This window comes from Micromonospora sp. M51 (assembly GCF_018070305.1).
GTDB classification, from domain to species: domain Bacteria; phylum Actinomycetota; class Actinomycetes; order Mycobacteriales; family Micromonosporaceae; genus Micromonospora; species Micromonospora parva.
The window spans coordinates 1-12,128 of record NZ_JAGPXZ010000106.1 but is presented as its reverse complement, the minus strand read 5'-3'; the positions used below and the strand labels follow the sequence as shown (position 1 = coordinate 12,128).

12 protein-coding genes and 1 pseudogene are annotated in these 12,128 nt (G+C 72.8%); 7 read left to right on the top strand and 6 right to left on the bottom strand.

Annotated elements, in window-relative coordinates; all coding sequences use genetic code 11:
* Positions 1–355 (top strand): annotated as a pseudogene (locus KBX53_RS08670) (type VII secretion-associated serine protease mycosin); the annotation flags it as partial.
* Between the two features lie 85 nt (positions 356–440).
* On the opposite strand, the gene KBX53_RS08665 reads toward KBX53_RS08670, so the two are convergent.
* On the bottom strand, positions 441–734 hold the full coding sequence (locus KBX53_RS08665) for a WXG100 family type VII secretion target (protein ID WP_030334171.1): 294 nt from the start codon (positions 732–734) through the stop codon (positions 441–443).
* 21 nt (positions 735–755) lie between these two features.
* Positions 756–1,076: a WXG100 family type VII secretion target gene (locus tag KBX53_RS08660; protein ID WP_030334170.1), complete on the bottom strand. Its 321-nt coding sequence runs from the start codon at positions 1,074–1,076 to the stop codon at positions 756–758.
* A gap of 414 nt (positions 1,077–1,490) precedes the next feature.
* Here KBX53_RS08660 and eccE point away from each other — a divergent pair, with 414 nt between their 5' ends.
* From eccE to rarD, 4 genes are all read left to right on the top strand, one after another.
* Positions 1,491–3,305 (top strand): type VII secretion protein EccE, encoded by a 1,815-nt coding sequence (gene eccE / locus KBX53_RS08655; protein WP_309140733.1) that lies wholly within the window; start codon positions 1,491–1,493, stop codon positions 3,303–3,305.
* An 87-nt stretch (positions 3,306–3,392) separates the two neighbouring features.
* Positions 3,393–3,779, top strand: a complete 387-nt coding sequence (locus KBX53_RS08650; protein ID WP_030334166.1) for a phage holin family protein — start codon at positions 3,393–3,395, stop codon at positions 3,777–3,779.
* A 127-nt stretch (positions 3,780–3,906) separates the two neighbouring features.
* Complete coding sequence (locus tag KBX53_RS08645; protein ID WP_030334164.1) at positions 3,907–4,404, top strand: GNAT family N-acetyltransferase; 498 nt, start codon at positions 3,907–3,909, stop codon at positions 4,402–4,404.
* Positions 4,401–5,318: an EamA family transporter RarD gene (gene rarD, locus KBX53_RS08640; RefSeq protein ID WP_210858501.1), complete on the top strand. Its 918-nt coding sequence runs from the start codon at positions 4,401–4,403 to the stop codon at positions 5,316–5,318. Before KBX53_RS08645 ends, rarD begins: the two co-directional genes overlap by 4 nt.
* Before the next feature lie 107 nt (positions 5,319–5,425).
* Here rarD and KBX53_RS08635 read toward each other — a convergent pair whose 3' ends face one another.
* Both KBX53_RS08635 and KBX53_RS08630 read right to left on the bottom strand, forming a co-directional pair.
* On the bottom strand, positions 5,426–6,133 hold the full coding sequence (locus KBX53_RS08635) for an anti-sigma factor (protein ID WP_030334160.1): 708 nt from the start codon (positions 6,131–6,133) through the stop codon (positions 5,426–5,428).
* Positions 6,130–6,624: a sigma-70 family RNA polymerase sigma factor gene (locus tag KBX53_RS08630; protein WP_030334158.1), complete on the bottom strand. Its 495-nt coding sequence runs from the start codon at positions 6,622–6,624 to the stop codon at positions 6,130–6,132. Before KBX53_RS08630 ends, KBX53_RS08635 begins: the two co-directional genes overlap by 4 nt.
* Before the next feature lie 249 nt (positions 6,625–6,873).
* On the opposite strand from KBX53_RS08630, the gene KBX53_RS08625 reads away from it, so the two are divergent.
* Positions 6,874–9,003, top strand: a complete 2,130-nt coding sequence (locus KBX53_RS08625) for a PhoX family phosphatase (protein ID WP_210858499.1) — start codon at positions 6,874–6,876, stop codon at positions 9,001–9,003.
* Between the two features lie 103 nt (positions 9,004–9,106).
* Here the strand turns inward: KBX53_RS08625 and KBX53_RS08620 are convergent, their stop codons facing one another.
* Positions 9,107–9,889, bottom strand: a complete 783-nt coding sequence (locus KBX53_RS08620; protein ID WP_030334152.1) for an IclR family transcriptional regulator — start codon at positions 9,887–9,889, stop codon at positions 9,107–9,109.
* Positions 9,890–10,043: 154 nt separating this feature from the next.
* Here KBX53_RS08620 and KBX53_RS08615 point away from each other — a divergent pair, with 154 nt between their 5' ends.
* On the top strand, positions 10,044–11,273 hold the full coding sequence (locus KBX53_RS08615; protein ID WP_210858497.1) for an MFS transporter: 1,230 nt from the start codon (positions 10,044–10,046) through the stop codon (positions 11,271–11,273).
* On the opposite strand, the gene KBX53_RS08610 is transcribed toward KBX53_RS08615, so the two are convergent.
* Positions 11,249–12,128, bottom strand: an 880-nt coding sequence (locus tag KBX53_RS08610; protein WP_210858495.1) for a polyprenyl synthetase family protein, incomplete at its 5' end; no start/stop codon positions are given. The two genes, KBX53_RS08615 and KBX53_RS08610, sit on opposite strands and share 25 nt — an antisense overlap.

Genomic DNA, 12,128 nt, shown 5'->3' with positions numbered 1-12,128 from the left:
GGAGGACCGGCCGGAGCTGACCGCCGCCCAGGGCGCGGAGCGGATCATCGCCACCGCCGATCCAGCTCCCGGCGCGGGCCACGGCGGCGGGTACGGCGCCGGGGTGTTGAACCCCTACCGGGCGGTCACCGAGACCAGCGGCGGCCGGCCGGCGGGAGCGCTGCCGGTGGCCGCGCTCGCCGACGATCGGGCCGACCCGGCGCGACTCGCCCGCCAGACACGCCGGGCCGCCGCTCGGGACCGGGCCCTGTTGGTCGGCGCGGTGGTCGGCATGACGGCGCTCACCGTGGCTCTGCTGGCCGTGGTGGTGCCCCGGGGCGCCCGTCGGCGCTGGCGCCCGGCCGGCCCGGCCTGAGCCCACCCACCCGCGGCCCGAACCTGCGACCGGCCGCGGGCGGGGCGCTGACCCGGACACGGTCAGCGCTCCCGGCCCACATCGCTCACTGGAACAGCCCGGTGTTCTTCTTTTCGGTGTCCAGGTAGTCGGTGGCGGAGTCGTTCACCGCCAGCCTGATGTCACGCAGCATCGCCTGGAGGTCCTGTGAGGCCGAGCGCCACCGCGCCTGCCGCTGCTCGTAGGCCTGCCGCGCCTCGCCCGTCCAGCTCGCCACCAGCGGGGCGGCGTCCCGTTCGAGTTGCCCGAGTTGCGCGTCGAGGGTGTTCAACGCTTTCTGGATGTCAGCGCCGGCCTGCTGCAGCGCGGCGAAGTTGACGACCAGCACACCATGGTCCATCGGATTCCCTCCCCAGCGGGATCAGAGCGGCAACTGGATGCCGCCGCGGTTGGTGCCGGCCACCCGGCTGGCCACCTCGTCGTCGGACACGTCGTACTGCCGGCCGGCGGTGCGGATCGCACCGGCGGTCTCCCGCAGGGCGCGGTGCAGCGCGGCCTGGTCCTGTGACCACTGCTGCTTGACCTGCTCGAACGACCGGCCGCCAGCGCCACGCCAGGCCTGCTGCAACACCTCCAGCTCGGCCAACAGGCCGGTCAGCATGGACTGCAACGACTGGTCCACCTGCTCGAACTTCGCGGCGGTCTGCTGCATGACTGCGGCTTCTGCCTTGGTTTGGGACACCCGGACGTCACCTCGTCTCTCGGATCGCACCTGGCCGTCGACGCGTCCACGGTGGGCGACGCGTCGTCGCTTGGCCCGGTCGTCGAGCACTGAGACACGGGTCAGCGAAGGACTTCGTGGCTGACGGTAGCGACCTCGTAGCAGTTCTGCTACCCCGCGGGCTTCCCCTGTGGACAACCGAGGCGGCCATCGGTCGCTTACGATGTGCCGCAGCCACGTCGCGGCGCGTGACGGGCCGTCAGCGGCGGCCGACCGCCCGACCCGGTTCCCACTGGTCGAGGAGGCACGGTGCCGCACCCACCGACCCCTGTCGACTCCGGGGCAGGGGCCCGCGCACCGGCGACCGGGCCGGGCCGACCCACCGACAGTGGCCTGCCGTCGGCCGATCAGCGCGCGCCCCGCCGCCGGTCGACGGTGGGCCGCTGGGTGGCGGTCGGCCGTCGCGCGGGTGCCCGCACGCGAGCCGGCCAACTGGTCACCGCGCAGGTAGCGGCGGCGCTCGTCCTCGTCGCCCTGGGCCGGCCCGCACCAGTCGTCGCGGTAGCCGCCCTGATGGCCGTGCTGCTGGTGGCGGCCGCCTGGGTGCCGCTTCGGGGGCGCTGGCTCTTCGAGTGGCTGGGCACCGCCGTCGGGCACCTCACCCGCCGCCGGGCGCTGACCGGGCCGGCCGGAGCAGCCGAACTGCTCGACCTGGTCGCCCCGGGCACCGTCGTCCGCTCGACCGAGCTGACCGGTGGGCCGGCGGCCGTCCTGGAGGACACCACGGGAATGGTCGCGCTGCTGGAGTTGGGGGACCCGGGCGACCTGCTGGGTGACGCGTCCCAGGCGATCCCCGCCCCGGCCGCGTTGCTCCCGCCGGCCGGGCCGGACCTGCCCCCGCAGCTGGTCCAACTGCTGCTCGCGGGCGCACCGGCACCGGTGCCGAGCGCCGGTGGCACGGTCGGCACCTCGTACCGGCAGCTCACCGACGGGCGGCTTGCCGGGCGGGAACGGGCGGTGGTTGCCGTCCGGGTGCTGCGGGTCGACGGTTGGTCCGAGGAGGATCTGCGCCGGGTGCTCGCCGGCACGGTCCGCCGGATCGTCAGGCGTCTCGGGCCGTTGGCCGCGCGACCGCTCGGGGTGCCGGCGGCGCTGCGTGTCCTGGGCGAGTTGGCCCACCAGGACGGCGAACCGGTCCGGGAGTCCTGGGCGGTGATCCGGTCGGGCACCCTGGTCCAGGCCACCTTCCTGCTGACCCGGTGGCCCGACCCGGGCGGTACGGGCGGACGCCGGCTGGTGCCCCGCCTGCTCGCGCTGCCGGCGACGGCCACGACGGTGTCCATGTGCTCGGGTCCGGCGCCGACGATGACGCCGTCGTCGCATTCACCGGCGACCACAACAGTGCCGACCGAGCTGACGGTGCGTCTGGCGGCCGGGACTGCGGCCGAGTTGGCGGCGGCCACGGAGGCGCTGATCCGACTGGTGACCGACCTGGGCGGAAAGTTGCGGCGGCTCGACGGTGCCCACCTGAGCGGGCTGGCCGCCACGCTGCCGCTGGCGTTGCCGGCGTCCGGAGCGCAGCCCCGCCCATCGGCACCCGGGTCGCCGCCCGGCGCGGCGGTGACCGACTGGGAGCTCTCGGTGGGCGACGCGGGGCTGATGGTCGGCACCAACCGGCACGGCCGGGCCGTCACCGTACGACTGTTCCGGCCGGAGAGCACCCGGGTGCTGCTGGTCGGCGGGGTGCGCGCCGCCCAACTGGTGGGCCTGCGCGCGCTGGCACTCGGCGCCCTGGTGGTGGTGCAGACGGTCCGGCCACGCGCCTGGGAGCCGTTCGTCCGGGGGGTTGGCGCACCGGGCGGCACGCTCCCGTTGCTGCCGCCGGGTCGGGCGGTCGCCGACGGGGTGGGTACGGCGCTGCGTCCGTTGCTGGTGATCGTCGACGCCGGGCCGGTGGCGGCCGAGGCCGCGCCGGGCCCGCCGTGGCGGGCCACACTGGTGGTACGCGACGAGCTGACACCGGCGGATGTGGACACGCTGAGCCGGGCCGACCTGGCGTTGCTCCAGCCGTTGACCTCCGCCGAGGCCGCCCTGGCCGGAGCCGCGCTGGGGCTGGGCGGCTCGGCCGAGTGGCTGACCCGGATCCGGGAGGACATGGTGGCGGTGGTCAACCGCCGGGCGCTGCGCTGGGCGCTGCTGTCCCCCACACCGATCGAGGGGCAGCTGATCGGGCCGCCGAGGCGCGGCTGACCAGTCGGGCCGCCGAGGCGCGGCTGATCACCAGGATGGCCAGCTGTCGGGTTACGCCGGTGCGTGGTCCGTGGCACGATCCCCGCCATGGGTTTTCTGAAAGGTCTGCTGATTCGGCTGGCCAGCACAGCTCTGGCTTTCTGGCTCGCCACGCTCCTCATTCCGGGCATCTCCCTGGATTCGAACTCGGCCACCGAGACGGTGACCACGCTGCTTCTGGTGGCGGTGATCTTCGGTGTGGTCAACGCTGTTCTCCAGCCGATCATCAAGACCGTCGGCTGCGGCTTCTACCTGCTGACCCTGGGTCTCATCGCCCTGGTGGTGAACGGTCTGCTGTTCCTGCTCACCAGTTGGATCGCCGACCAGGCCGGGCTGCCGTTCGAAGTGGACGGTTTCTGGCCGGCGGCGGTGCTCGGCGCCCTCTTCGTGAGCATCGTGACCTGGATCCTCGGCGCCGTCCTCGACCGGGACTGACCGGCGACCAGCCAGCACCGACCCGGCTTGCCGGGGCCCCGACCTGGTCCGGGACCCCGGCGGGCCGCTGACCAGAGTTCGGGAATTGGCCGGCCCGGGTGCCCATCCCGGCGGTTAGCGTCGCGGCATGTTCTCACTGACCTACGCCGACGGACACCTGCTCAGCACCGATCCGGCGCGGATCGATCTGGACCTGGTGCACCACTGGTTGTCCACCGACGCGTACTGGGCGCTCGGGCGGGACCGGGAGACCACCGAACGGTCGTTCGCCGGCTCACTGCCGTTCGGCATCTACCGTCCGGAGGACGGCCGCCAGGTGGCGGTGGCCCGGGTCGTCACGGACGGTGCCACCTTCGCCTGGCTCTGCGACGTGTACGTCGACCGGGCCGCCCGAGGTCGGGGGTTGGGCGGGTGGCTGGCCGGTGCGGTCCGCGACCACCTGGCCGAGCTGGGCGTACGCCGGATCCTGCTCTGCACCAACGACGCGCACCAGGTGTACGCGGGGGTTGGCTTCACGCCGCTGGACAACCCGCAGCGGTGGATGCAGCTCGACCGGCGACCGCCGGTGACCCCGATCACCGGAAAGGAACAAAGCAGCACTACGCCCCTTACGGTGGAAGCGTGACACCACTCCGCCTGGGATACCTCTACGGCCTCGGCGCGTACCTGCTCTGGGGTTTCTTTCCGCTCTACCTGAAGCTGCTGCGACCCGCCGGCCCGCTGGAGATCCTGGCCCACCGGATCGTCTGGTCGGTGGTCTTCGTGGCCCTGCTGCTGGCGGCGCTGCGCAACGTCGGCTTCCTGCGGGCGCTGCTGCGCCGCCCCTGGGCGATGGCGGGGATCGTGGCCGCCGCCGCGCTGATCGCTGTCAACTGGGGCACCTACATCTACGGGGTGAATTCCGACCGGGTGGTGGAGACCGCGCTCGGTTACTTCATCAACCCGCTGGTCGTGGTGCTGCTCGGGGTGACGGTGCTGCGGGAGCGGCTACGCCCGACGCAGTGGGTGGCGCTCGGGATCGGCGCGTCGGCGGTCGCGGTGCTCACCGTTGACTACGGTCGGCTGCCCTGGCTGGCACTGACCCTGGCGTTCAGCTTCGCCGGCTACGGCCTGGTCAAGAAGCGGCTGGGGCTGCCGGCGGCCGAGGGGCTCTTCGTCGAGTCGGCGGTGCTGGCGTTGCCGGCGCTGGGCTACCTGGGGTGGCTGACGGCGAAGGCCGACCTCACCTTCGGGCACGTCTCCGCCGGGCACACCGCGCTGCTGGTGCTGGCCGGCGCGGCCACGGCGATTCCGCTGCTCATGTTCGCCGGGGCGGCCAACCGGCTACCCCTGAGCGGCCTCGGCATGATCCAGTACCTGGCGCCGATCCTTCAGCTCGGCTGCGGTGTGCTGATCTTCCACGAGCCGATGCCGCCGGCCCGTCTGGCCGGCTTCGCGCTGGTCTGGCTGGCCCTGATCGTCTTCACCGCCGACGCGGTCCGCAACTCCCGCCGCACCCGGGCCCAGGCCCGGATCCTGGAACCCGTCCCCACCGCGTAACCCCACCCCCGACCCCCGCGATCTTGCAGTTTCGGTCGTCGATATGCCCTTCCATGCCCCTTATGAGAGTGCAGAAAGTGCAAGATCGCGGAGGACCGCGCGCAGGGTCAGGGGACGGCGTAGGTGAGGATCGGCGTGCCGTCGGCTCTCTGCAGTTCCACGCTGACCAGCTCGGCGTCGGTGAACCTGGTGGCACCGGTGAAGCTGAGATCGTCACCGGGGGCCGCCAGCCAGGAGCCGATCTGCTCGGTGGCGCCGTTCGGTCCGCGCGCCACGAGCCGGAACGGGTACGCCTTGCCGTAGCTCGTCCGCGCGTCGTACCCGCAGCGCATGGTCACCTCGGTACCCCACTTGGTGCCGGTGAGCCCGAGGTCGGCGTGCACCGGCCCGGCGGCGGCCACCGGTCGCATGGCCACCATCGACACCTGCGGGGCCGGGGTGCCCTGCGCCCCGGGCGGCCCGGCCGGTCGAGGCAGCGCCATTGCGGTGCCCACGCCGACCAGCAGCGCCAGCCCGGCGGCGGCCAGTGTGGTCAGCGCGTACCGTCGCCGGTCCGCGGAGCGTTCCCGACGTCGGCGCTGGCGGGCCTCGGCGAGCAGCGCGGGCACCCTGGGCGGTGCCGGCGGCGGCAGGATCTGCTCCAGTCCCGCCGGGTCGAGGCGTCCGAGCAACCCGGGCAGCACGGCGATCTCGGCGACCGCCTCCCGACACGAGGCGCAGCCGCCGAGGTGCCGCTCGTAGGCCGCCCGCTCGGCAGGGGCCAGGGCACCCAGCACGTACGCGCCGTCGTCGTACGCGAACTCGCACCTGGTCATCCCGTCACCCCCATCTCGGCAAGGACCAACCGTAGAGACCGCAGCGCGTAGTGGGTGCGGGATTTCACGGTCCCCGGCGGCACGCCCAGGCGGGATGCCGCCTCGGCCACCGACCGCCCCTGGTAGAAGCACTCGACCAGCACTTCCCGGTGGGTCGGGCTGAGCCGGTTCAGCGCCTCGGCGACGGTCCACGCCTCCACCGCCCGTTCGGCCTCGTCGATCACCTCGGGCGGTTCGGGCAGGTCGTCGGTGAACACCTCGCCGACCCGCGTGGACCGCCGCCGCCAGGCGTCGATGGCCAGGTTGCGGGCGGTGGTGAACAGCCAGGACCGCACCGATCCGCGTCTCGGGTCGAGTGACTCCGGATGTCGCCAGGCCCGCAGCAGCGTCTCCTGGACCAGGTCCTCGGCCCGCTGCCGGTCCCCGTTGACCAGCCGCAGGGCGTGGGCGTACAGCGCCTCCGCGTGCTCGTCGTGCAGCGCGCGCAGCAGTTGGGCGTCGTGGTCGCTGATGGCGGTCTCCTCGCTTCCGGCGCGCGTGCGGCGGTGGCGTCCGCCTGGGAATACGTGCGGTCACGCCGATCGGTTCAGCCCGAGGTCAGGCCGGTTGCGGGGTGGTTGCCGCCCACGAAGGTGTTCATGCCCGGTTCACACCGTGGCCGACGTGCGCTCACCACGTCCTCCTAGCGTCCGGCTGGTACGCCGCCTGTCGTGCCACCGACTCCTCTGGAGGCCTCCCCCATGAGCGACCGCCCCCGGCTGCTCCCCCTGTTGACCGGCGCCCGCCATGGCACCCGTGACGCCATGACCTGTCTGTACCGGTGCGGAAACGCCTGCGACCACCCGGTGCCGAACACCTCCGACAACGCGTACTTCGGCGACGTGGTGAACGCCGAGATGTCCCGGCGTGGCGTGGTCCGGGCCGGCGCGGTGGGCGCGCTGGTGCTCGGTTTCGGCGGCGCGGCGGCCGGTGCGCTCGCCGGTGCGGCCCCGGCCGTGGCCGCACCGGCCACCACCCCGGACGTCCCGGAGGCCTTCGGTTTCGGCCGTCCGAGCACCGGGGTCGGCAGCGGAGCGCTGACCTTCAAGCCGATCCCACCGAACAAGTTGGACACCCTCGTCGTGCCGAACGGCTACGACCACGCCGTGGTGATCAAGTGGGGTGACCCGGTGCTGCCGGGCGCACCGGAGTTCAACCTGCACCACCAGAGCGCCGCCGCACAGTCCAAGCAGTTCGGTTACAACAACGACTTCGTGGGTGTGCTGCCGCTGGACAAGCAGGGCCGGCGGGCGCTGCTCGTGGTCAACCACGAGTACACCAACGAGGACCTGATGTTCCCGGGCTTCCCCGGCCTGGACGGCCTCTCCGTGGAGCAGCTGCGCACCGCCATGGCCGCGCACGGCATGTCAGTGGTGGAGCTCGAGCGAGTCGCGGGCACCGGGCAGTGGCAGCCGGTCAGCAAGGGCCCCCGGCCCTACAACCGGCGGGTCACCGCGCTGAGCACCAAGTTCGACCTCACCGGCCCGGCCGCCGGCTCGGCCTGGTTGAAGACCGCCGCCGACCCGAAGGGTCGTACCGTCGTCGGCACGTTGAACAACTGCGCCGGTGGGGTGACCCCCTGGGGCACCGTGCTCTCCGGCGAGGAGAACTTCAACCAGTACTTCGTGGGCGCCGACGCGGCCCCGGCCGAGCTGAAGCCGAAGCTGGACCGCTACGGCATCGGCACCGCCAGCCGCTACCCCAGCGGCAGCCGCAGGTGGGAGCGCGCGGACGAGCGCTTCGACCTGGCGAGGAACCCCAACGAGGCACACCGCTTCGGCTGGGTCGTCGAGATCGACCCGTTCGACCCGGAGAGCCGCCCGCGCAAGCACACCGCGCTGGGCCGGTTCAAGCACGAGGGCGCCAACGTGATCGTCGCGAAGGACGGCCACGTGGTCGCGTACATGGGCGACGACGAGCGGTTCGACTACCTCTACAAGTTCGTCTCGGACAAGAAGTTCATGAAGGGCAACTCCTGGGCTGCCCGCAAGCACAACCTGACCCTGCTGGAGTCCGGCACGCTCTACGTGGCGAAGCTCGACCAGAGCAGCGCCGCCGAGATCGACGGCTCGGGCAGGCTCCCCACCGACGGCGCCTTCAACGGCCGGGGTCGCTGGATCAAGCTGGTCAGCGGCAACCGGTCGTTCGTCGACGGGATGACCGCCGCGGAGGCGCTCACCTTCACCCGGCTCGCCGGTGACAAGGTCGGCGCGACCAAGATGGACCGCCCCGAGGACGTCGAGCCGAGCCTGCTCACCGGCAAGGTGTACGTGGCGCTGACCAACAACACCAACCGCGGCGTCGGCAGCAACCCGAAGGCGGACGAGGCCAACCCGCGCACCGCCAACAAGCACGGGCAGATCCTGGAGCTGGTCGAGGACCGCAACGACAACGCCGCGGAGACCTTCGCCTGGACGCTGCCGATCGTCTGCGGCGACCCGACCGACCCGTCGACCTTCTTCGCCGGGTACGACAAGACCCAGGTGTCAGCGATCTCCTGCCCGGACACCGTCGCCTTCGACGCCACCGGCAACCACTGGATCTCCACCGACGGCAACGCGCTGGGCAGCAACGACGGCCTGTTCGCCACCGCTGTGGAGGGTCCGCAGCGGGGTCACCTCAAGCAGTTCCTGACCGTGCCGCTCGGCGCGGAGACCTGCGGCCCGTTCATCACCGGCGACAACCGTTCGCTCTTCGTCGCGGTGCAGCACCCGGGCGAGATCAGCGGGGCTTCGGTGGAGAACCCGGCCTCGAACTGGCCGGACGGTGACTACGCCAAGCCGGGCGTGGTGGTCACCTGGCGCCTCGACGGCGGCCCGGTGGGCAGCTGAGGTCGTAACCGCGGCCGAGAGGCCGATGACGTTGTTCCCGGCGGTCCGGCGCTGGACCGCCCCGAGAGGCCCTCTCCCAACCGGGGAGAGGGCCTCTCGGCGGTCAGTTGTCGGAGGCGATGCCGTCGGCCACGCTGCGGGCCACGGTGAGCAGCTTGGCGCGTACCACCCGGGCGGAGGTCATCATCTCGCTGGCTGGCAACGCGCAGGCCAGCACGACGCGGCGTTCCATGTCCTTGTCCGGCGCGACGAGCACCGCGGCGCAGGCCACCCCCTGCCGGAACTGCCCCATCTCCAGCTGCATGCCGCGCCGGTCACCGGCGGCCAGGTCGGCCTCGAAACTCTCGGGGGTGGTCAGCGTGGCGGTGGTGAACGGGCGCATGCCGTACTCACGCAGATAGCGGTAGCGCTGGTCGCTCGTGAGGGTGGCGAGCAACGACTTGCCGAGGGCTGTGGCGTGCGCCCCCTCGTCGAAGCCGGGGACCAGGTCCTCCAGGTAGGGCGAGCGGTGCCCCTCGGCGACCGCGGTGAGGGCCACCTGGCCGCCGACGAACCGACCGAGGTAGTGGCTGTAGCCGGTGTCCAGGGCGGCCCGCCGCAGCGTCTCACCGACCGCCGGTGGGCCCCGGAACGCGGTGACAAGCTCCCGGTACCGGTCGGCCACCTCCAACCCCACGATGTACGTGCCGTCCTCGCGACGGATCACGTAGCCCTCGTAGGCGAGGGTGCGGACCAGGTGGTACGTGGTGGCCACGGTCAGCTCACAGCGCCGGGCGATCTGCTTGACGGTCAGGCCCTTCGGGGCGCGACCGACCGACTCCAGCACCCGTAGCGCTCGGGACACGCTGCGAATCAGGTCCGAAGGTTCTGCCAAGGGGTCGCGCACAACCACCTCCGCCGCCGGGGACTTACACCATATGAAAAACAGGCCCGGTGCGAAATGCCTGTTCGGGTCGAGGATGCCAGATCACCATCCACAGCTAGTGCCCCGCCGGTCACCAGGAGTGCGCTGAGCGGGGCTCACGTAGGTTTGCCCAACGATGACCAACACCGCCAACACCCCCGATCCGGCGCTCGCCCGACCCCATCCGGTCCGGGCCAGCGCCGGCGCAGTCGCCACCACCGTGGCCTGCGTACTCCCCGTCTTCCTGCTCGGCGGTCTCGCCGTGCAGATGGGCACCGACCTCGGCTTCTCGCCGGCCGGCCTGGGCCTGGCCGTCTCCGTCTACTTCGGGGTCAGCGCGCTGGCCTCGGTGCCCTCCGGCCGCCTCGTCGAGCGGTACGGACCGGCAGTGGTGGCCCGCAGCGGCATCCTGCTGGCCGCCGGGTCGATGCTGGCCGTGGCCGCCTTCGCCCGGTCGTACCCGGTGCTGGTCGGCCTGCTGGCGCTCAGCGCCGCCGCAAACGCGCTCGGCCAACTGGCCAGCAACACCGCGCTCGCCCAGCACGTGCCGGCGCGACGACAAGGGCTGTCGTTCGGGGTCAAGCAGGCCGCCATCCCGGTCTCCACCCTGCTGGCCGGGGCGGCGGTACCCACCATCGCGCTCACCGCCGGCTGGCGCTGGGCGTTCGTGGCCGCCGCCGTGGCCGCGCTGACCACGCTTGCCGCCGTACCCCGGCAGCTGCCCGGCCCGGCCCGGCGAGCCGGCGCGACGCGCGCTGCTCGGGCGACGGTGGCGCTGGTGGTGATCGGCGCGGCGGCGACGTTGGCGTCGGGCGCGGCCAACGCGCTGGGCACCTTCCTGGTCGACTCCGCCGCCGCCCGGGGCCTGTCGCCGGGTCTCGCCGGCCTCACCCTGACCCTGGGCAGCGCGGTCTGCGTGGCGGCCCGGGTGGGTGCCGGCTGGTTGGCCGACCGTCGCGACACCGGCCACGTCGCCCTCATCGCCGCGATGCTGCTGGTCGGCGCGGTCGGGCTGGGCCTGCTCGCGGTGACCGGCTCGGTGCCGCTGGTCGTCGGTGTGGTGCTCGGCTTCGGCCTGGGCTGGGCCTGGCCCGGCCTGATGAACTTCGCGGTGGTCCGGCTGCACCCGCAGTCACCGGCCGCCGCCACCTCGATCACCCAGACCGGGGTGTACGCGGGCGGCTGCCTCGGCCCGTTGAGCCTCGGCCCCCTCGCCGCGCACCTCGGCTACCCGGCGATGTGGACCACCGCGGCCGTGGCGATGCTCCTCGCCGCCGCTCTCATGCTCGCCGGCAGCCGACTGTTGACCCGCGTCGCCGCCGCAGCGGGGCGGGGCGCGGATCAGCTGGTGCGGTCGGCGATGTAGTCGCAGAGCGACTCGAGCGCGCTGCGGGACGGGCCGTGCGGCAGCGGGGCGAGCTGCGCGCGGGCCTCCTCGGCGTAGCTGCGCACCGTCTCCCGGGCCCGCTTGAGCGCCGGGCTCTCCCGCAGCAGCCCCAACGCCTCGGCGTGCAACGCGTCGTCAGTCAACGGGCCGGTCGCCAGGATCTCCCGCAGCCGCACCGACGACGCGTCGGAGTCGTCCGCCTCACGGGCGTAGAGCACCGGCAACGTCGGGACGCCCTCGCGCAGGTCCGTGCCGGGGGTCTTGCCCGACTGCACCGACTCGGAGGCGATGTCCAGCAGGTCGTCGGAGAGCTGGAAGGCGACGCCGATCGTCTCGCCGTACCCGGCGAGGGCCTCCACGTGCTCGGGGGCGGCGCCACCGAACATGCCGCCGAACCGGGCCGACGTGGCGATCAGCGAACCGGTCTTCTCCGCGATGACGTGCAGGTAGTGGCTCACCGGGTCGTCGTCGGGGCGTGGCCCCACGGTCTCCGCGATCTGACCGTGCACCAGCCGGGCGAAGGTGCGCGCCTGCAACCGGACCGCCTCGGGGCCCAGATCGGCGGCGATGTCCGCCGCACGGGCGAAGAGGTAGTCACCGACCAGGATGGCGACCGAGTTGGTCCACCGGGAGTTCGCACTCGGCGCGCCCCGACGCACGGCGGCCTCGTCCATCACGTCGTCGTGGTAGAGGGTGGCGAGGTGAGTGAGCTCCATCACCACGGCGGCCGGGACCACCTGCGCACCGGTCGGGTCACCGAACTGCGCGCCGAGCGCCACCAGCAACGGCCGGAAACGCTTCCCTCCGGCCTCCACGTGGTGCCGGGCTGCCGCC